At 60.1% G+C, this 20,026-nt stretch carries 15 protein-coding genes; 4 read left to right on the forward strand and 11 right to left on the reverse strand.

Annotated features, from left to right (window positions below):
- The first annotated feature begins 190 nt into the window (after positions 1-190).
- Positions 191-1,333, forward strand: a complete 1,143-nt coding sequence (locus tag KI231_RS02020; RefSeq protein ID WP_213026316.1) for an IS481 family transposase — start codon at positions 191-193, stop codon at positions 1,331-1,333.
- Positions 1,334-1,416: 83 nt separating this feature from the next.
- On the opposite strand, the gene KI231_RS02025 is transcribed toward KI231_RS02020, so the two are convergent.
- The 10 genes from KI231_RS02025 to KI231_RS02070 form a co-directional block, all read right to left on the reverse strand.
- Positions 1,417-2,037, reverse strand: coding sequence for a TetR/AcrR family transcriptional regulator (locus tag KI231_RS02025; RefSeq protein WP_103307347.1), 621 nt, complete (start codon positions 2,035-2,037; stop codon positions 1,417-1,419).
- A 30-nt stretch (positions 2,038-2,067) separates the two neighbouring features.
- The gene (gene phaC / locus KI231_RS02030; protein ID WP_103307346.1) at positions 2,068-3,750 is read right to left on the reverse strand and encodes a class II poly(R)-hydroxyalkanoic acid synthase; all 1,683 of its coding nucleotides are present in this window, start codon (positions 3,748-3,750) and stop codon (positions 2,068-2,070) included.
- A 140-nt stretch (positions 3,751-3,890) separates the two neighbouring features.
- Positions 3,891-4,745: a poly(3-hydroxyalkanoate) depolymerase gene (phaZ, locus tag KI231_RS02035; protein WP_007909378.1), complete on the reverse strand. Its 855-nt coding sequence runs from the start codon at positions 4,743-4,745 to the stop codon at positions 3,891-3,893.
- A 224-nt stretch (positions 4,746-4,969) separates the two neighbouring features.
- Entirely contained in the window at positions 4,970-6,649 is a 1,680-nt protein-coding gene (gene phaC, locus KI231_RS02040) for a class II poly(R)-hydroxyalkanoic acid synthase (RefSeq protein ID WP_103307345.1), read from the reverse strand.
- A gap of 258 nt (positions 6,650-6,907) precedes the next feature.
- Complete coding sequence (locus KI231_RS02045) at positions 6,908-7,279, reverse strand: gamma-butyrobetaine hydroxylase family protein (protein WP_103307344.1); 372 nt, start codon at positions 7,277-7,279, stop codon at positions 6,908-6,910.
- Positions 7,280-7,355: 76 nt separating this feature from the next.
- Entirely contained in the window at positions 7,356-8,693 is a 1,338-nt protein-coding gene (gene hslU, locus KI231_RS02050) for an ATP-dependent protease ATPase subunit HslU (protein WP_103307343.1), read from the reverse strand.
- A 49-nt stretch (positions 8,694-8,742) separates the two neighbouring features.
- On the reverse strand, positions 8,743-9,279 hold the full coding sequence (gene hslV / locus KI231_RS02055; protein WP_003220875.1) for an ATP-dependent protease subunit HslV: 537 nt from the start codon (positions 9,277-9,279) through the stop codon (positions 8,743-8,745).
- 287 nt (positions 9,280-9,566) lie between these two features.
- Positions 9,567-10,274: an SPOR domain-containing protein gene (locus KI231_RS02060; RefSeq protein WP_103307342.1), complete on the reverse strand. Its 708-nt coding sequence runs from the start codon at positions 10,272-10,274 to the stop codon at positions 9,567-9,569.
- Between the two features lies 1 nt (position 10,275).
- A complete protein-coding gene (gene argS / locus KI231_RS02065) occupies positions 10,276-12,012 on the reverse strand; it encodes an arginine--tRNA ligase (RefSeq protein WP_103307341.1) in 1,737 nt (578 codons plus the stop codon).
- A 239-nt stretch (positions 12,013-12,251) separates the two neighbouring features.
- On the reverse strand, positions 12,252-14,471 hold the full coding sequence (locus KI231_RS02070; protein ID WP_213027291.1) for a primosomal protein N': 2,220 nt from the start codon (positions 14,469-14,471) through the stop codon (positions 12,252-12,254).
- 290 nt (positions 14,472-14,761) lie between these two features.
- Between KI231_RS02070 and rpmE the strand changes: the two genes are divergently transcribed.
- The 3 genes from rpmE (at position 14,762) to KI231_RS02085 (ending at position 17,259) form a co-directional block, all read left to right on the forward strand.
- Positions 14,762-14,992 carry a 50S ribosomal protein L31 gene (gene rpmE, locus KI231_RS02075; protein WP_103305455.1) on the forward strand — a complete coding sequence of 77 codons (231 nt, stop codon included), beginning with the start codon at positions 14,762-14,764 and terminating at the stop codon, positions 14,990-14,992.
- Positions 14,993-15,057: 65 nt separating this feature from the next.
- A complete protein-coding gene (locus KI231_RS02080) occupies positions 15,058-15,807 on the forward strand; it encodes a thermonuclease family protein (RefSeq protein ID WP_502937255.1) in 750 nt (249 codons plus the stop codon).
- A gap of 183 nt (positions 15,808-15,990) precedes the next feature.
- Positions 15,991-17,259, forward strand: coding sequence for a malic enzyme-like NAD(P)-binding protein (locus KI231_RS02085; protein ID WP_103305454.1), 1,269 nt, complete (start codon positions 15,991-15,993; stop codon positions 17,257-17,259).
- A gap of 264 nt (positions 17,260-17,523) precedes the next feature.
- On the opposite strand, the gene KI231_RS02090 is transcribed toward KI231_RS02085, so the two are convergent.
- The gene (locus KI231_RS02090; protein WP_371919322.1) at positions 17,524-19,968 is read right to left on the reverse strand and encodes a penicillin-binding protein 1A; all 2,445 of its coding nucleotides are present in this window, start codon (positions 19,966-19,968) and stop codon (positions 17,524-17,526) included.
- Between the last annotated feature and the right edge of the window lie 58 nt (positions 19,969-20,026).

Consider the following 20,026-nt stretch of genomic DNA (forward strand, 5'->3'; position numbering starts at 1 on the left):
ATCGACCGGAAAAACCGAGTCGATTATGGATTCAATAGAGAGATTTCAGGTCGGCGTAACTCATCAGCATCCCCGGATAAGTCCCCTCTCCCTCTGGGAGTGTATGTACCGGAGACATGGTGGACAGGTGTTCGGAGACATGGTGGACACTTTTTAATAGACACATTGCTCATCACCAAGGAGATGACCTGTGTCCTGGGAAGAGGTGTCCACCGTGCAGCTTCGTTCAGAGTTTGTGCATTTGGCTCGGCAAGAAGGAGCCAATGTCCGGCAGCTTTGCCGCCGATTCAATATCAGCCCAAGCACTGCCTACAAATGGCTCAACAGGTTTGAAACTTCAGGTGCAGAGGGCTTGATCGATCAGTCTCGACGACCGAAGACGTCACCCAAACGCTGCGCTGAAGAGGTTGAGCAGCAGATTCTGACCGTGAGTGAGGAATACGCGGCTTGGGGCGCTCGCAAGCTCAAACGTGTGCTGGAAGACAGCGGCGTAGTAATGCCTTCGGTCAGTACCGTGCATGCGGTTTTACAGCGTCATTCACGCGTTGATTCAAAGGCCGCTGAGATTAAACCGTTTATCCGCTTCGAGCATGAAGCGCCCAACGATCTTTGGCAGATGGACTTCAAGGGCCATATCAGCCTGGCTCAGGGACGTTGCCATCCGTTGACGATACTGGACGATCATTCGCGGTTTTCGCTGTGTATCGCGGCCTGCCTCGATGAGCGACGTGAAACCGTTCAGGAGCATCTAATCCGGGTCTTTCGGCGTCATGGTCTGCCTTTGCGCATGACGATGGACAACGGTTCACCCTGGGGTGACCAGACTGGCGTTTATACCGCGCTGGAGGTCTGGCTGATGAGTCAGGGCATCAAGGTCGGGCACTCTCGACCTTATCATCCGCAAACCCAAGGAAAGCTGGAACGCTTCCACCGCAGCCTGAAAAATGAAGTCCTGCGAGACCGACATTTTATTGATCTCAACGGTGCACAACGCGCGTTTGATATCTGGCGTGATATCTACAACCAGAAGCGTCCACATCAAGCGTTGGACATGCAGGTGCCTGCTACTCGCTACAGCAGCAGCCCACGGGAATATCAGGAGCAGCCCGCGGCGCCGGAGTACGACGATGGGGATGTGGTCAGGAAGGTTCAGGTGAAGGGCGAGATCTACTGGCGGAACCGTGAATACACAGTCGGAAAAGCTTTTTATGGGAGGTCAGTAGCTATCCGGGAAACGACGGAAGATGGCATCCACGATGTCTACTGGAGTAGACATCGTATTGCCCGAATCGACTTGAACTTGCAGATCGTTACGGCAGGTAAGAAGATCTAAAACCGTCCACCATGTCTCCGAACATGTGTCCACCATGTCTCCGGTACATACAGGGAGAGGGCTAGGGTGAGGGGCTCTTGATTTCAGTCGTGATCTTCAAGGTATTGCAGGGCCATCCGTTCGGTCGCCACTTTCACCGGCGGCAGCAAGTGCGGCGCCACCAGCATCATGATCTGGTACACGACGAGTCTGACCTCACCCTCACGATCAAGAATCCGCTGATAGTCCAGCGAGAACAGCAGGGTCATGGTGATCTGCTCCACCAGTTGCCCCAACGCCTGGGTATCACTGACCAACTGCCCGCCCGCTTTCAACCGTGCCAGCAATGACGCCAGCGTGCGCTTCAGAGCATTGAGCAAATGACGAATCCCCTTCGCCAGTTTCGGCAACCGTCCGGCCAGGTTCGACAGGTCCTGAAACAGAAACCGATACTGCGCCAGTCGCTCGACGATCAAATGCAGGAACAGCCAGTAATCCTCCGGCGCCAGCTCCACATCCGAGGGCGGATCGAGCAGCGGCGCCAGTTCATTCTGGAAACGTTCGAACAACCCGAGTATCAGCGGTTCCTTGCCGTGGAAGTGGTAGTAGAGGTTGCCGGGGCTGATCCCCATTTCGTTGGCAACCTCCATGGTGGAGACGTTTGGCTCGCCCTTTTCGTTGAACAGTTGCAGAGCACATTCGAGAATCCGGTCGCGGGTTTTCATCCAGTCTTCTTAGAAAAGTTCGGTTAAGCGTCAGCGCACACGCACGTAAGTACCGGGCGCGGCCTCCATCGGTGGATAGTTCGGGTTGCCGAGGGTAAACGTGGTTTCGTGCTGGGCACCGGAGCGCTGTTGAATCCATTCCAGCCACTGCGGCCACCAGCTGCCATCAACGTGTTTGGCGTCGTAGTACCAGGCGCGTGGGTCGCTGCTCATCTTCCCGTTCTCGACGTACGCGGCTTTCGGGTTGCTTGGCGGGTTGAGGATGCTTTGCACGTGGCCGCTGTTGGACAGCACGAAGCGGCGCTCGCCACCCAGCAGCAGGGTCGAGCGATACACCGCGTCCCACGGCGTGATGTGATCGTTCATGCCGGCGACGCTGAAGCTGTCGACGGTGACTTTTTGCAGATCGATCGGCGTGCCGCACACTTCCAGGCCGCCGGGATGGGTCAACGGGTTGTGTTTGAAGAAGTCCAGCAGATCGCCGTGAAACGCGGCGGGCAGGCGGGTGTTGTCGTTGTTCCAGTAAAGGATGTCGAAGGCGGGCGGTTCTTTGCCCAGCAGGTAGTTGTTGACGAAGTAGCTCCAGATCAAATCGTTCGGGCGCATCCAGGCAAAGATCTTCGCCATGTCGCGGCCGTCCAGCACGCCTTTCTGATAGGAGCGGCGCTTGGCCGCTTCCAGCGTCTGCTCATCGGCAAACAGCGTGGCCGGGGTTTCGATCTGGCTGTCGAGCAGGCTGACCAGATAGGTCGCGCTGGAGATGCGGCGCAACTGCCGCTTGGCCTGCAAATGACCTTGCAAGGCTGCGATGGTCAGTCCGCCGGCGCAGGCACCCATCAGGTTCACTTCGCGGGCGCCGGTGATTGCCCGGCACACGTTCATCGCTTCTTCCACCGCTTCAACGTAGGTCGACAGGCCCCACTCGCGATGGCGCACATCGGGGTTGCGCCAGCTGATCATGAAGGTCTGCAAGCCGTTCTTCAGCGCGTACTGGACGAAGCTGTTGTGTGGGCTCAGGTCGAAGATGTAGTACTTGTTGATTTGCGGCGGCACCACCAGCAGCGGCTTGGCGTACTGCTTTTCGCTCATCGGCTTGTACTGGATCAGCTCCAGCATCTCATTGCGAAACACCACCGAGCCGGTGGTGGTGGCGACGGTCTTGCCGACCTCGAAAGCCTGACGAGTGACCTGCCGTGGCAAGCCGTCGTTGTGCAGCAGGTCATCGAACAGATGACTGAGGCCGCGCACCAGACTGTTACCGCCGGAGTTGAACAGCTCCTTGATCGCCAGCGGGTTGAGCAGGGTGTTGGACGGGGCCACGGCGTCGTTGAGCAGGGTGAAGGCAAAGTGTGCACGGGCGCGGTCGTCATCGCTCATGTTGCTTTCATCGATCCAGCTTTTGACCTGCTTCTGCCAAGCCAGATAGGCCTGCAGGCTGCGCCGGTAAAACGGGTTGAGGCTCCACGCCGGATCGGCGAAGCGAGTGTCCTGCGGGTTGGTCGGGTGTAAGGTTTCGCCGAGCAGCACACGGCCGAGCTGGCCGCCGAGTTTCAAGGCGTGTTTCGCGCTGTGAATCGGATTACGCAGACCATGGGCGGCGACACTGCGCAAGGTCGAGAGCAGATCCCGGCCACGCAGACCGGTGATCGCACTTTGTGCGTTGATGAACACGGCGGGGCTGGGCACTACGCCCGTCGCTGGTTTGTCGCGCATGACTCAACACTCCTTCGTCTTCAGGTCAAAAAACAAACTCACCGAACCAGAACACCATAGACGCTGTTGCGGGTTGCTGCCTGCGCGGCGTCCTGCCGCGCACTTTCTACAAAAGCCCTGCATAAAGCCTGCCGCAGGGCTTAACCGCCGAGCGGAGTTGGATGCGGGTGCATCACGGCGCGTTGACGCTCCTCCTGGAGGAATTTCATGATGATCGGCGCCACCGCTTCGGCGCGGGTGATCAGGAACAGATGACCGTCGTCGATGATGTGCAACTGCGCATTGGGAATGCGCCAAGCGAGCATGCGCATGTTGATCAGCGGAATCAGCGGATCGTCATCGCCGGCCAGTACCAGCGTCGGTTGATGGATCTTGTGCAGCCAGTGAATGCTGGTCCAGCCAAGGCCGGCGAACAGTTGCCAGTAGTAACCGAGCTTGCCTGCCGAACGCACTTTCGCCGCATGGCTGGCGGCCAGCGTCGGGTCACGGCGGAACGAGCCGCCGTAGATCAAAGGCGCGATGCGGATGACATGGGATGGCTGGATGTAGCGCCGGGGGCTGGCCATCATCCACAGCACTTTCGGTTTGCCCGGCACCATCACTGCACCGGCAGCGGTCGCCGCCAGCACCAGTTTCTTGCAGCGCTCGGGGTAGTCGTAGGCGAATTGCTGCGCCAGTGCGCCCCCCCACGACACGCCGATCACATTGACCTGACCGTAGTCGAGGTAATCGAGCATCCGCGCAGTCAGCTTGGCCAGGCCAGGAAAGCGATACGGCCGGTTCGGCGTCGAAGAACCGCCGACCCCGGGCACGTCGAAAGCGATCACTTCCAGGTCCGGATCCAGCGCCGCGACGAACGGAAACACCAGCTCCAGGTTGGCGCCGATGCCGTTGAAAATCAGCAAGGGCGTCAAGTGAGGCTTGCCGGGGCGTACTGCCGTGCGGAGGGTCTGGCCATCCAGGTCGACGGTACGAAAAATGAACGGTTGCGGCATGCTTCAGGCCCTGTGGGTCAATCTCAATATCACCTCGAATCCCTTGTGGGAGCGGGCACTGTGGCGAGGGGATTTATCCCCGATCGACTGCGAAGCAGTCGCACACCCTCGAACGCGGAGAATCATAGTTGCCGCGATTGCAGGTTTTGGGGCCGCTGCGCGACCCATCGGGGATGAATCCCCTCACCACAAGCCCGCTCCCACGGGGGAATGAGGTGTGTCAGTTACCGCTCGTGAACATAAGTGCCCGGCGAGGCTTCACCTGGCGCATATGCCTTGTTGCCGAGTTTGGTTGGCGCTTTTTTCAGGTTGCCCGAGCGCTCGGCTTGCCACGTCTGCCAGTACAGCCACCAGGAATCGGTGTGCTTGGTCGAGTTCTCTTGCCAGTCATCGGCATTCGCCGCCATCTCTTCGCCGGTCATGTAGCGCGATTTCGGATTGCCCGGCGGATTCAGAATGCTCTGGATGTGGCCGCTGCTCGACAGCACGAACTCGACCTTGCCACCAAACAGCTGCGCCGACTTGTAGCAGGACTTCCACGGCGTGATGTGGTCGTTGGTGCCGGCCAGCGAGAAGATGTCGGCGGTGACCTGCTTGAGGTCGATGGGCGTGCCGCACACTTCCAGTGCGTTGGGGCGAATCAGTGGGTTGTTTTTGAACATTTCGATCAGGTCGCCGTGGAACGCGGCCGGCAACCGTGTGGTGTCGTTGTTCCAGAACAGGATGTCGAACACCGGCGGCTCGTTGCCGAGCAGGTAGTTGTTGACCCAGTAGTTCCAGATCAGATCGTTCGGCCGCATCCACGCGAAGACCTTGGCCATGTCTTTGCCTTCGAGCACGCCGGCCTGATACGAGTGGCGCTTGGCGGTCTCCAGAGTCTGCTCGTCGACAAATAGCGCGACGTCGCTGTCCAGGGTGGTGTCGAGCACGCTGACCAGCAGCGTGAGGGCATTGACCTTCTTCTCGCCGATCGCCGCGTAGTGGCCGAGCAGGGCGGTGCAGGTGATGCCGCCCGAGCAGGCGCCGAGCATGTTCACGTCTTTGCTGCCGGTGATGGCGGTGACCACATCGACCGCTTCTTTCAGCGCATCGATGTACGTCGACAGGCCCCACTCGCGCTGCGCCTTGGTCGGGTTGCGCCAGCTGACGATGAACGTCTGCACGTTGTTGCGCAGGCAGAAGCGCGCCAGGCTCTTGTCCGGGCTGAGGTCGAAAACGTAGAACTTGTTGATCTGTGGTGGCACCACCAGCAATGGACGCTCGTGAACCTGTTCGGTGATCGGCTTGTACTGGATCAGCTCCAGCACGTCGTTGCGAAACACCACGGCGCCTTCGGTGACACCAAGGCTCTTGCCGACCTCGAATGCGCCCATGTTGACCTGGCTCGGCATGCCGCCGTTGTGGACCAGATCCTTGGCCAGATGCGAGAGGCCGTCGAGCAGGCTTTTGCCGCCCGTTTCGAAGAAGCGTTTGACCGCTGCCGGGTTGGCCGCCGTGTTGGTCGGGGCCATGGCTTCGGTCATCAGGTTAATGACGAAATGCCCACGGGCGATGTCTTTGGGTGACAGGCTGCTGTCATCGATCCAGGCGTGGAGTTCCTTGCGCCACGCCAGATAAGTTTGCAGATAACGTTTGTAGAGCGGGTTCTGGCTCCACGCAGGATCGGCGAAGCGACGGTCATCGCCGGCCGGTTGCAGTTCGGATTTGCCGAACAACACGTTCTTCAGTTCGAGGCCGAAATGGGTGACGTGCTTGACGCTATGGATCGGTTGTTTGATGGCCTGTTTCAGCACCATACGAGCAGAGGCCAGCAGATCCTTTCCGCGTAGCCCAACGACGGGATTAAGCCCCAGGGTGTTTTCCGAGGCTTGGTACTTCAGGTCATCGTTATTCTTGTTACTCATCTACGACGCTCCATTGTCCTGAGACGAGTACCCGGTTTTCTGCTGTGCAGTTCCACAGCCAATGCCAGGTACTACTGCTCGGGTGACCGTTAATTCTGCATAGCTGCTTTACAGTCGTAGAGCACTGCAGGGAACTTGCCAGCTCCATTGGTTACCCGAGTTTAATTTTTTTCGCAAGCGGGCCGATCCTCGACGACGCAGCGGAGCATTCAAACAGATGAATTTAGAAAATGCCCTCTAAAGAGCAAGAGTCTCGGACTAGAGCATCAGCTTGACGATCGACTCATCCGGATCGCGGGTTTTTCCGGCGGCTTTGAGCTCGGCCAGATAATCGGCCCAGAGTGCGTCATGACGTCGCCCCAGCTCGTAGAGATATTCCCAGGTGAACAAGCCGCTGTCGTGACCGTCGTCGAAGGTCAGTTTCAGTGCGTAGTGACCGGCCGGTTCCAGCTTGCTCAGACCGACGTTGAGCTTGCCGAATTGCAGGATCGGTTTGCCGTGGCCCTGGACCTCGGCGGAGGGGGAATGCACGCGCAGGAATTCGGCGGGCAAGGTGTACTCCTCGCCGGACGCGTAGGTGAGCGTCAGGGTTTTCGAGGCTTTGTGCAGTTTGATGTCGGTAGGAATCATAGAAACAGCCTTTAGCTGCAAGCAACAAGCTGCAAGCTTAACTCAGCCCGTAGCTTGCCGCTTGCCGCTTGCCGCTCTACAGAATGTAGCGGGACAGGTCTTCGTTCTGCGCCAATTCGCCGAGGTGGCTGTTGACGTACGCCGCGTCGATCAGAATCGGCTTCTCATCGTGCGTGCTGGCCATATCACCGGCGCTGAACGACACCTCTTCGAGCAGACGCTCAAGCAAGGTGTGCAGACGACGGGCACCAATGTTCTCGGTTTTCTCGTTGACCTGCCAGGCGATCTCGGCAATGCGCTGGATACCTTCAGGCTGGAACTGGATGTTCAGGCCTTCGGTTTTCAGCAGTGCGCAGTATTGTTCGGTGAGCGAGGCGTGCGGTTCGCTGAGAATGCGCTCGAAGTCTTCCGGGGTCAGGGCCTTGAGTTCGACGCGGATCGGCAGACGGCCTTGCAGCTCCGGCACCAGATCGCTCGGTTTGCTCAGGTGGAACGCACCGGAAGCAATGAACAGAATGTGATCAGTCTTGACCATGCCCAGTTTGGTGTTGACGGTGCAGCCTTCGATCAGCGGCAGCAGGTCGCGCTGCACGCCTTCACGGGACACGTCAGCGCCGCCGACGTTACCGCGCTTGGCGACTTTGTCGATCTCGTCGATGAACACGATACCGTGCTGCTCGACGGCTTCCAGCGCCTTGGCTTTCAGCTCTTCCTCATTGACCAGACGCCCGGCTTCTTCGTCGCGCACCAGTTTCAGTGCTTCTTTGACCTTGAGCTTGCGAGACTTCTTCTTGCCCTTGCCCATGTTGGCAAACAGCGACTGCAACTGGTTGGTCATCTCTTCCATGCCGGGCGGCGTGGCGATTTCGATGCCGGCCACTTCGGCGACTTCGATCTCGATTTCCTTGTCATCCAGCTGACCTTCGCGCAGGCGCTTGCGGAACAGCTGACGGGTGTTGGAATCCGAGCTTGGCGCTTCTTCATTGCTGAAGCCCATGCGAGCCGGCGGCAGCAGGGCGTCGAGGATACGGTCCTCGGCGGCGTCTTCGGCGCGGTGACGAACGCGGGTCATTTCCTGCTCGCGCAGCATCTTGATCGCAGCATCGGCGAGATCACGGATGATCGATTCGACGTCACGGCCGACATAGCCGACTTCGGTGAACTTGGTCGCTTCGACCTTGATGAACGGCGCGTTGGCCAGTTTCGCCAGACGACGGGCGATCTCGGTTTTACCGACACCGGTCGGGCCGATCATCAGGATGTTCTTCGGGGTCACTTCAACGCGCAGCTCTTCAGGCAGCTGCATGCGGCGCCAGCGGTTGCGCAGGGCAATCGCGACGGCGCGCTTGGCATCGTCCTGGCCGATGATGTGGCGGTTGAGTTCGTGGACGATTTCGCGGGGAGTCATGGACATAATAATTGGCGGTCCTCAAGCAGAAAAAAGCCGTGGCGCAGGGGCCGTATCAGGCTTCTTCAGCGAGATCCTGCTCCTCAATGGTCTGAGTGTGGTTGGTGAATACACAGATGTCGGCGGCGATACCGAGGGCGGTTTCGACGATTTCCCGGGCCGACAGATCGGTCTTTTTCAGCAGGGCGCTGGCTGCTGCCTGTGCGTAGCCGCCGCCGGAGCCCATGGCGATCAGGCCATTCTCCGGTTCGACCACGTCACCGTTGCCGGTAATGATCAGGGAGGCGTCCTTGTTGGCGACCGCGAGCATGGCTTCGAGGCGGCTCAGGGAACGGTCGGTGCGCCATTCTTTGGCGAGTTCGACGGCGGCGCGGATCAGGTGGCCCTGATGTTTCTCAAGCTGGCCTTCGAAACGTTCGAACAGGGTGAAGGCGTCGGCGGTGGCACCGGCGAAACCGGCGATGACCTGGCCGTGGTACAGGCGACGCACTTTTTTCGCGTTGCCTTTCATCACGGTATTGCCGAGAGAAACCTGGCCGTCGCCGCCCATGACGACTTTGCCGTGGCGGCGGACTGAAACGATGGTGGTCAAGGGAAGAGTCTCCACACTGCAGGGCGAAAATGCCTTATGCCCATTCATATGGGGGTGGTGGAGAGGATTTCAACCGGGAGGGTCAATGGGAGACGAATGGTGTGTGATGACTGTGGCGAGGGGATTTATCCCCGATGGGGCGCGAAGCGCCCCTGAATCCTGCAATGGCGGTAAGACTGACACACCGCGAACGCTGGATTTACGACTGCTGCGCAGCCGGTCGGGGATGAATCCCCTCACCACAGTGATTGTGGGCAGCCTCGGAGTGAGGTGCCCACGGGGAACTGTCAGCGGCTCTGGCGTTGTTGTAACAACAGGTTGCTGAAACCGGCGCCAGCCAGTTGTTTCTGCGCCGTGGTCAGCTGTTCGCGGTTGCTGAACGGGCCGACCAAAACGCGATACCAGGTTTCATCCTTGACCGTGCCGGACTCAACCGCCACTGCCTGACCGAGCAGAATGATCTGCGCACGGACCTTGTCGGCATCCGTCTCTTTGCGGAACGAGCCGGCCTGGAGGAAGAACTTCGTCACCGGCGCCGCTTTGGCCACCGGTGGCGCTGGCGGCGGGGTAATCCCGGCCAGTGCCGCTTGAGCGCGTGCGGTGTCGATTTTTGCCGCTTCCGCCGGAGTGACGGGAGTCGTCGGCACTTGCGGTGTCGGCAGGGTTTTCTCCGGCACGGCGTCCGGCGGCACGATCACTTCCGATTCCGGCAGCAGCGTGTAGAAGTCGTACTTCGGCTTCACCGGTTGCGTCGGGCTCGGCGGGGTCTTGTTGGCCTCGGCGATCTTCGACGCTTTCTGCTGTTGCGCCTGCTCGACCTTCTCACGCTTGACCGTGTCGCTGCCCTTGCCCGGCTCCAGCTTCATCAGGAACACGATGAACGCACCGACCGTCAGGCCGATGGCCATCCACAGCCAACCCGGAATCGGTTGCTTCGCAGGAGCTTGGTAACGGCTGGCGCCACGCTTGGGTGCAGGTTTTTTCTTGGCAGCCAACTTACATACGCTCCAGAGTTTCCAGACCCAACAGCTCCAGGCCTTGCTTGAGGGTGCGGCCGGTCAGCGCGGCCAGGCGCAGACGGCTCTGCATCTGGGCCGGCGTTTCGGCGGCGAGGATCGGGCAGTTCTCGTAGAAGCTGGAGAACAGACCGGCGACGTCATACAGGTAGGTGCAGAGAATGTGCGGCGTGCCTTTGTCGGACACGTTGTTCAGCACTTCGCCGAACTGCGCCAGTTTCGCTGCCAGCTCTTGCTCGTGTGCCGCGTCGAGAACGATCTGGCCGTCGACTTCGCTGAAGTCCTTGCCCAGTTTGCGGAACACACCGGCGACGCGGGTGTAGGCGTACAGCAGGTACGGCGCGGTGTTGCCTTCGAAGTTCAGCATCAGGTCGAAGTTGAAGCTGTAGTCGCTGGTGCGGTGCTTGGACAGGTCGGCGTATTTCACCGCGCCGATGCCGACGACTTTGGCGATGTTGCGCAGTTCGTCTTCGGCAAGCTCCGGATTCTTCTCTTTCACCAGGTTGTAGGCACGTTCCTGCGCTTCGGTCAGCAGGTCGATCAGCTTCACGGTGCCGCCATCACGGGTCTTGAACGGACGGCCGTCGGCGCCGTTCATGGTGCCGAAGCCCATGTGTTCCATTTCCATCGGATGGGTCACGAAACCGGCCTTGCGCGCCACGGCGAACACTTGCTGGAAGTGCAGGGCCTGACGCTGGTCGACGAAGTACAGCGCGCGATCGGCTTTCAGCTTGCCGCTGCGGTAGCGCACGGCCGCCAGGTCGGTTGTGGCGTACAGGTAGCCGCCGTCAGCCTTGACGATGATCACCGGCAGCGGGTCGCCGTCGGCGTTCTTGAATTCGTCGAGGAACACGCACTGGGCGCCGTTGCTCTCGACCAGCATGCCGGCGGCTTTCAGATCGTTGACCACGTTGATCAGGTCGTCGTTGTAGGCGCTTTCGCCCATCACGTCGGCCATGGTCAGTTTGACGTTGAGCAGTTCGTAGATTTTCTGGCAGTGCGACAGCGAGATGTCCTTGAACTTGGTCCACAGCGCCAGGCACTCGGCATCGCCGGCCTGCAACTTGACCACCAGGCCACGGGCGCGGTCGGCGAATTCTTCGGACTCGTCGAAACGCTGCTTGGCGGCGCGGTAGAAGTTTTCCAGATCGGACAGCTCGTCGCTGGTGATCGGGTTTTCCTGCAGATAGGCCATCAGCATGCCGAACTGGGTGCCCCAGTCGCCGACGTGGTTCTGACGGATCACTTCGTCGCCGAGGAATTCGAGAACGCGGGCCACGCCGTCACCAATGATGGTCGAGCGCAGGTGGCCAACGTGCATTTCCTTGGCCAGGTTCGGCGCCGACAGGTCGACCACGGTGCGCTGCGCAGGACCAGCCTTGCGTACGCCAACATGGGCGTCGGCCAGCGCGGCGTCGAGGCGCGAAGCCAGAGCCTGAGTGTTCTGGAAGAAGTTGATGAAGCCCGGGCCGGCGATTTCAGCCTTGGTGACGTTTTCGTCAGCCGGCAGTGCGGCGATGATTTTTTCCGCCAGGTCGCGCGGTTTCATGCCAGCAGGCTTGGCCAGCATCATCGCGATGTTGCTGGCGAAGTCGCCGTGGGTCTTGTCGCGGGCGTTCTCCACCTGGATCGCCGGCGTCAGGCCTTCAGGCAACACACCTTCGTTGACGAGTTGGGTGAGGGCTTGTTGGATCAGCTGGCGAATGGTGTCTTTCATGGTCTTCTCTTTCGACCGCAAGCGCGGCGGCGCATCGATGCGCGGGTGGAAAAACTGGGCATTATCCGTTGCGAAGACGGGCTTGCCAACCTTAGCAGGCAGGATGTGGATGTGTGGTGACAAATAGACCGCTTTCGCGAGCAGACTCGCTCCCACATTGGATCTGCGGCGTTTAAACATTATGTGTCTGGCATCAATCCCTTGTAGGAGCGAGCCTGCTCGCGAAGGCGATCTTCAGGTCAATACAAATCGACCGGATCGACATCTAAAGACCAACGCACCGCCCGCCCACTCGGCATCTGCTCCAGTACCAGCAGCCAACTGGCGAGCAATCGATGCAGCGGTGCCCGTGCAGTCGCCTGCAACAAAAGCTGCGCGCGATAACGCCCGGCGCGTCGTTCCATTGGCGCCGGCACCGGCCCGAGCAATTCAATCCCGCTCAGCCCCTGCTCGACCAGCAAACGCTCGGCCTCGCTGCACGCCTCGTCAAGAAAACCTTCAGCCTGCCCCGGCTTGTGCGCTTCGGCACGCAACAACGCCAGATGCGCGAACGGCGGCAGCCCGGCGGCGCGACGCTCGCTCAGGGCCTGCTCGGCAAAGGCGAAATAACCCTGTTCGGTCAGTTGCACCAATAAAGGATGGTCGGCGAGGTGGGTCTGGATGATCACCTTGCCCGGCTCTTCTGCCCGCCCGGCACGCCCGGCGACCTGCACGATCAACTGCGCCATGCGTTCGCTGGCGCGGAAGTCACCGGAAAACAATCCGCCGTCGGCATCCAGAATCGACACCAGCGTCACCCGTGGAAAGTGGTGCCCCTTGGCCAACATCTGCGTGCCGACCAGGATGCACGGCTGGCCTTTCTGAATCGTTGCGAACAACTGATTCATCGCGTCCTTGCGCGAAGTGCTGTCGCGATCGACCCGCAGCACCGGGTAATCGGGGAAGAGGATCGCCAGGCGCTCTTCGGCGCGCTCGGTGCCAGCACCCACCGGGCGCAAATCGACCTTGTTGCACTTCGGGCACTGGCGCGGCGTGCGTTCGACGTTGCCGCAGTGGTGGCAGCGCAGTTCGCCGTAGCGCTGGTGCACGGTCATTCGCGCATCACAACGCGAGCACTCGGACATCCAGCCGCAATCGTGGCACAGCAGCGTTGGCGCAAAGCCGCGACGGTTGAGGAACACCAGCACCTGTTGCCCATTCGCCAATGTCTGGCCGATGGCTTGCTGCATCGGCCCGGAAATGCCGCTGTCCAGCGGACGGCTTTTCACGTCCAGGCGCAGGAAGCGCGGCTGCTTGGCACCGCCGGCGCGCTCGTTCAGGCGCAACAGGCCATAACGGCCGGTGTAGGCGTTATGCAGGCTTTCCAGCGATGGCGTCGCGGAGCCAAGGACGATCGGGATGTTTTCCTGCCGCGCCCTTACCAGTGCCAGATCGCGGGCGTGGTAGCGCAGACCTTCCTGCTGTTTATAAGAGCCATCGTGTTCTTCGTCGATGATGATCAGGCCCGGATTCTTCATCGGCGTGAACAGCGCCGAACGGGTGCCGATAATAATGTCGGCCTCGCCATCGCGTGCGGCGAGCCAGGCGTCGAGGCGTTCGCGATCATTGACCGCCGAGTGCAGCAGGGCGATGCGCGCATTGAAACGCTGTTCGAAGCGGGCGAGGGTCTGCGGGCCGAGGTTGATCTCCGGGATCAGCACCAGCGCCTGTTTGCCGGCCTCAAGGGTTTCGCGGATCAACTGCAAATAGACTTCGGTCTTGCCGCTGCCGGTGACGCCGGCCAGCAGGAAGGCGTGATAACTGTCGAAGCCGGCGCGAATCGCTTCATAGGCGGCGCGTTGTTCGGCATTGAGTGGCAACTCCGGTTGCGCGAGCCAATGTTCATGGCGTGCGCCCGGTGCATGACGGCGGATTTCCACTTGCACCAGATTTTTCGCCAGCAGCAGATCGAGGCTGTCCTTGCTCAACATCAGTTTGCTCAGCAACTGATGGGCGACACCGTGCGGGTGTTGAGCCAATGTGGTTAGCGCCTCACGCTGGCGCGGTGCGCGGGCGATACGCGGGTCATCAACGCTGGCGCCCGACACCACTGACCAGAAACGTTCCTGCCGGGCCTCGGCCGGTTCGCCCTGACGCAACAATACCGGCAGTGCCCAACTCAAGGTGTCGCCGAGGCTGTGCTGGTAATACTGGGAAGTCCACAGACACAGTTTGAACAGCGCTGGCGGCAGCGGCGGCGTGGCATCAAGCAGGGCCAGCGCCGGTTTGAGTTTTTCCACCGGCACTTCGCTGGTGTCGGTGACCTCGACCAGAATCCCGATCATCTCGCGCCGGCCGAACGGGACGCGCAGACGCATGCCCGGTTGTAATTGCTCGCGCAGCACGCCCACCGGCGCTCGATAGTCGAACAGGCGGCGCAAGGGCGATGGCAAGGCAAGGCGCAGAATGGCGTCGGGCACGCGGGGGGATCTCTATCAACGGACGATTAAAAGGACTGTGTAAATAGCCTGTGGGAGCGAGCCGGCTCGCGAAAGCGGTGTGTCAGGCGAAGAAAATGCTGGCTGATAGATCGTTTTCGCGAGCAGGCTCGCTCCTACAGAGGATCGCGTATTGGGTCGGGAGCCTAGCAGACGGTCGGTCTAAGGGACAGCTTGCGCGATTGACATTGTCTGGTAGAATCCGCGGCCTAATTACGTGCGGTATTCAACAATAGTGTTGAGTGGCGGCACGCTAGCCTGAGGAAGACATCATGAAAGCTGATATTCATCCAACATACGAAGTCACCGCAGTTACCTGCAGCTGTGGCAACAAGTTCGAAACTCGTTCGAACCTGGCCAAGCCTCTGGCGATCGACGTTTGCAACGAATGCCACCCGTTCTACACCGGTAAGCAAAAGACTCTGGACACTGGCGGCCGCGTTCAGCGCTTCGCCGACCGTTTCGGTGCTTTCGGCAAGAAACCTGCTCCAGCAGCAGAGTAAGGTTGAAGAGCCCGGTGGGCTTTTCCTCACTGCTGAAAAAGGCGTCCCTCGCGGGCGCCTTTTTTATGTCCGCGATTTGGCTGTCCGGCGCGCAGGCCTTCTGCCCGACGCCTTCGGAACTGACCACGGTGACGGTGCAGCGCGTGATCGATGGCGATACCGTGCGCCTGACCGACGGTCGCAGTGTGCGCATGATCGGCCTCAACACGCCTGAACTGGGCAAGCAGGGTCGCAGCGATGAACCGTTTGCCGTGGCGGCGCGCAAACGCCTTGAGGCGCTGGTGGCCGATAGCGGCGGACGAGTCGGTTTGCGCCTCGGCAAGCAAGTCAAAGACCATTACGGGCGTACGCTCGCTCACCTCTATAACGTCAGCGGCGCCAGTCTCGAAGCGCAAATGCTCGCCGATGGCCTGGGCTTTCAGGTCGCTGTGGCGCCGAATGTCGATCTGGTTGCCTGTCAGCAAGCCGCCGAGCGCAGCGCGCGTCAGGCGGGGCGGGGCATCTGGCGGCAGTCTCCTGTACTGAAAGCAGAGCAGATCCAGCGCTCGGGTTTTGCTGTGGTCAGCGGTCGTGTGAGCAAGGTGCAGCGCAATCGCGGTGGAATCTGGATCGAGTTGCAGGACTCACTTGTATTGCGCGTTGCACCCAATCTGGTCGGACAATTTGACAATGCTCGCCTGCAATCTCTGAAGGGCAAGCAGATCGAGGCTCGTGGCTGGGTGGTGGATCGTTCGCGGCGCGGAGGATTACAGGCGGGTCAACCGCGTTGGTTGCTGCCACTGACTGATCCTTCGATGTTTCAAAGTACCCGCTGAAGAAAAATTGTAGACATTTTTTCTTTCGATTGTGAACAGTCAAGCCCTTGTGCGCCGTGGCTCTTGGCCCAAAGTCGTAGGACAGGGCGCTTGACAGGGGTGACTGCTCAGTCTTGTGGGGACTTTGCGAGGCGCGTATCCTCGCTGACCAGTCTGTCCAACAGTAAAAAGCGGAATGCCAAAATGTCTGATCTGAAAACTGCCGCTCTCGAATATCATGCCAATCCTCGTCCAGGGAAGCTGAGTGTCGAGCTCACCAAGGCCACTGCTACCGCCCGCGACCTGTCGCTGGCCTACAGCCCCGGCGTAGCTGAACCAGTGCGTGAGATCGCTCGCGATCCTGAACTGGCCTACAAATACACCGGCAAGGGCAACCTGGTTGCAGTCATTTCCGATGGCACCGCGATTCTGGGTCTGGGTAACCTCGGCCCACTGGCCTCCAAGCCAGTGATGGAAGGTAAAGGCGTGCTGTTCAAGCGCTTCGCCGGCATCGACGTTTTCGACATCGAAGTGGATTCCGAAAGCCCGCAGGCCTTCATCGACACCGTAAAACGCATCTCCATCACTTTCGGTGGTATCAACCTGGAAGACATCAAAGCCCCTGAGTGCTTTGAGATCGAACGTGCTCTGATCGAGCAGTGCGACATTCCGGTATTCCACGATGACCAGCACGGCACCGCGATCGTGACCGCTGCGGGCATGATCAACGCCCTGGAAATCGCCGGCAAAACCCTGCCGGAAGCGAAAATCGTCTGCCTGGGCGCCGGCGCTGCTGCCATCTCCTGCATGAAGCTGCTGGTGAGCATGGGCGCACGCATCGAAAACATCTTCATGGTCGACCGTACCGGCGTGATCCACTCCGGCCGTGACGACCTGAACCAGTACAAAGCCGTATTCGCCCACGCCACCGAGAAGCGCAGCCTGGCTGATGCTCTGCAAGGCGCTGACGTATTCGTCGGCCTGTCCGGCCCGAACCTGCTGAGCGCTGAAGGCCTGCTGTCGATGGCGGCCAACCCGATCGTGTTCGCCTGCTCGAACCCGGATCCGGAAATCTCCCCGGAACTGGCGCACGCCACCCGCAGCGACGTGATCATGGCCACCGGCCGTTCGGACTACCCGAACCAGGTCAACAACGTACTGGGCTTCCCGTTCATCTTCCGTGGTGCACTGGACGTTCGCGCCAAGCGCATCAACGAAGAAATGAAAGTGGCTGCCGCCAACGCCCTGCGTGAACTGGCCAAGCTGCCTGTTCCACAGGACGTATGCGATGCCTACGGTGGTGCTCCGCTGGAATTCGGCCGTGAGTACATCATTCCGAAGCCAATGGACAAGCGCCTGATCACCCTGATCTCCGACGCTGTGGCCAAGGCTGCAATCGAGACCGGTGTGGCCACCCTGCCGTATCCGAAGAACTACCCGCTGAAAAGCGTGGATGACGTGTTCAACGGCTAAGCTGTTGTAGCGCTTCAAACAAAAGCCCCGGCTCGTGAGAGTCGGGGCTTTTGTTTATCTGAAGAATTTGTGTCGGGTCTGCCGGCCCTATCGCTGGCAAGCCAGCTCCCACAAAAGGTGAAGTGAGGGGGATATCGCGCAGGCTTCACAAACACTGTGGGAGCTGGCTTGCCAGCGATGGGGTCAGTACATCCGCTGCAAATCCGGTAGGTATAAAAAAGCCCCGCACTTCTCACGAAGGCGGGGCTTTTTGTCGGTTCGGGATCAGAACAAATCGATCGGCGCCTGTTCATCCGCCGGCAACGGACTGCCCGGCGCGGTGCCATTACCCAGCTCATTCACCGAGGGTGGCGTGTCTTCAGACTTGAACAGCTCGAAGTACGCCCCTGGCGTGCTCGGCGTCGCCGCACGGCCGCTGACCGGATCCACTCGCAGGCTCAGCAAACCTTCCGGCTCAGGCTGGACGTGAGGCGGCTTGTCCTTCAGTGCAGCGCCCATGTAATTCATCCAGATCGGCAGTGCCACGGTGCCGCCGAACTCGCGACGACCGAGACTTTCCGGCTGGTCGAAGCCCGTCCACACCGTGGTCACGTAATCGGCGTTGTAACCGGAGAACCAGGCATCTTTCGATTCGTTGGTGGTACCGGTTTTACCGGCGATGTCGCTACGGCCTAGAGCCAGTGCGCGACGGCCGGTGCCGAGCTTGATCACGTCCTGCAACATGCTGTTGAGGATGTACGTGGTGCGACCGTCGACAATCCGCTCGGCCACTGCCGGCGCTTGTGGCGCTGCTGCAGCACCCGGGGCTTCACCCGGAACCGGTGCGGCGTTGACGGTAAACGACTGATTGGCTGGCGCCGCAATGCCATCAGTGGCCGAGCCACCCTGCGGCACGGTTGGCGGGTTGGCGACGAACAGCGTGTCGCCATTGCGGCTTTCGATCTTGTCGATGATGTACGGGGTGATCTTGTAGCCGCCGTTGGCAAACGTGCTCCAACCAGTAGCGATCTCCATCGGCGTCAGGGTCGCGGTGCCCAGCGCCAGCGACAGGTTTGGCGGCAGGTCCTGCTTGTTGAAGCCGAAGCGGGTGATGTAGTCGATGGTCTTGCCCACGCCCATGGCTTGCAACAGGCGGATCGACACCAGGTTGCGCGACTTGTACAGCGCTTCACGCAGACGGATCGGACCAAGGAAGGTGTTGGTGTCGTTCTTCGGACGCCAGACCTTGTCCAGATACTCGTCGACAAACACGATCGGCGCGTCGTTAACCAGCGTCGCAGCGGTGTAGCCGCTATCCAGCGCGGCGCTGTAGACGAACGGCTTGAAGCTCGAACCCGGCTGACGCTTGGCCTGCATGGCGCGGTTGTAGTTGCTCTGCTCGAAAGCGAAACCACCGACCAGCGAGCGGATCGCGCCGTTCTGCGGATCCAGCGACACCAGCGCGCCTTGCGCCTGAGGAATCTGGCTGAACTTCAGCGAGTTGTCCTTCTGGCGCTGCACGCGAACCAGATCACCGACCTGAGCCACATCCGACGGCTGACGCGGGTTGGCGCCCATGCTGTTGGTATTGAGGAATGGACGGGCCCATTTCATCGTGTCCCAGGCCACATGCTCCTCGCCGGTGCGGGTCAGCACTTGCAGGCCGTTCTTCTCGACCTGCGTGACGATTGCCGGTTCCAGACTGCTTATGGTGCGTTGCTTGGTCAGTTCGTTGGCCCAGGCCTCACGGGTCTTGCCCGGCAGGCGCGACTCGGGGCCACGGTAGCCATGGCGCTGATCGTAGGTCATCAAACCTTCGTGCAGGGCGGTGTTGGCCATTTCCTGCAGATTGCTCGGCACCGTGGTGGTGACGCGGAAACCTTCGGTGTAAGCGTCGCTGCCATAACGGCCGACCATTTCGGCACGGGCCATTTCGGCGATGTACGGGGCGTTCACTTCCGGGGTCGGCACGTGATAGCTGGCGTTCAGCGGTTCGTTGATCGCGGCGGTGTAGTCCGCCTCGCTGATCTTGCCGAGCTTGTACATGCGGCCGAGGATCCAGTCGCGACGTTCTTTACTGCGCGCCGGGTTGGCCAACGGGTTGAAGCGCGAAGGGGCTTTCGGCAGGCCGGCGATCATCGCCATCTGCGCCAGGCTGACGTCGCGGATCGACTTGCCGTAATACACCTGCGCCGCCGCCTCGATGCCATAGGCGCGGTTGCCCAGATAGATCTTGTTGACGTACAGCTCAAGGATCTCGTCCTTGGTCAACTGTCGTTCGATCTGCAGGGCCAGAAGAATTTCGGTGGTTTTGCGCGAGAAGCTGCGTTCGCTGGTCAGGAAGAAGTTCTTCGCCACCTGCATGGTGATGGTGCTGCCGCCGGACTGAATGTGCCCGCTCTTGACCAGTTGGGTCGCGGCACGCATCAGGCTGCTTGGATCGACGCCGTAATGGTTGGCGAAATTGTCGTCTTCAGCACTTAGTAACGCATTGATGAAATTGGGTGGAATGTCGGCGAAACGGATCGGTGTACGGCGCATTTCGCCAAATTCTGCGATCAACTTGTTATCGCTGCTGTAGACCCTCAGAGGAATCTGCAACTGAATGCTTCTCAGAGCCTCCACGGATGGCAAACCCGGACTAAGGTAAAGATACGCGCCGCTGAGACCTAAAAGCAGTCCGCAGAAAACGGCGACGATGGACCAACCGAAAAATTTCAGCAGACGAATCAAGGCGTTTGGACATCCAGGGCAAGAATGAATTTGGCGACGGGGCTCCGGCAACACA

Origin of the sequence: Pseudomonas sp. Seg1 (assembly GCF_018326005.1) — a bacterium.
Classification (GTDB): domain Bacteria; phylum Pseudomonadota; class Gammaproteobacteria; order Pseudomonadales; family Pseudomonadaceae; genus Aquipseudomonas.

Coding starts and splice junctions, on each gene's coding strand:
- KI231_RS02025 (WP_103307347.1), bottom strand. CDS start 2,037: ATGAAAACCCGCGACCGGATTCTCGAATGTGCTCTGCAACTGTTCAAC.
- phaC (WP_103307346.1), bottom strand. CDS start 3,750: ATGCGCGACAAACCAGCGACGGGCGTAGTGCCCAGCCCCGCCGTGTTC.
- phaZ (WP_007909378.1), bottom strand. CDS start 4,745: ATGCCGCAACCGTTCATTTTTCGTACCGTCGACCTGGATGGCCAGACC.
- phaC (WP_103307345.1), bottom strand. CDS start 6,649: ATGAGTAACAAGAATAACGATGACCTGAAGTACCAAGCCTCGGAAAAC.
- KI231_RS02045 (WP_103307344.1), bottom strand. CDS start 7,279: ATGATTCCTACCGACATCAAACTGCACAAAGCCTCGAAAACCCTGACG.
- hslU (WP_103307343.1), bottom strand. CDS start 8,693: ATGTCCATGACTCCCCGCGAAATCGTCCACGAACTCAACCGCCACATC.
- argS (WP_103307341.1), bottom strand. CDS start 12,012: ATGAAAGACACCATTCGCCAGCTGATCCAACAAGCCCTCACCCAACTC.
- rpmE (WP_103305455.1), top strand. CDS start 14,762: ATGAAAGCTGATATTCATCCAACATACGAAGTCACCGCAGTTACCTGC.
- KI231_RS02080 (WP_502937255.1), top strand. CDS start 15,058: ATGTCCGCGATTTGGCTGTCCGGCGCGCAGGCCTTCTGCCCGACGCCT.
- KI231_RS02085 (WP_103305454.1), top strand. CDS start 15,991: ATGTCTGATCTGAAAACTGCCGCTCTCGAATATCATGCCAATCCTCGT.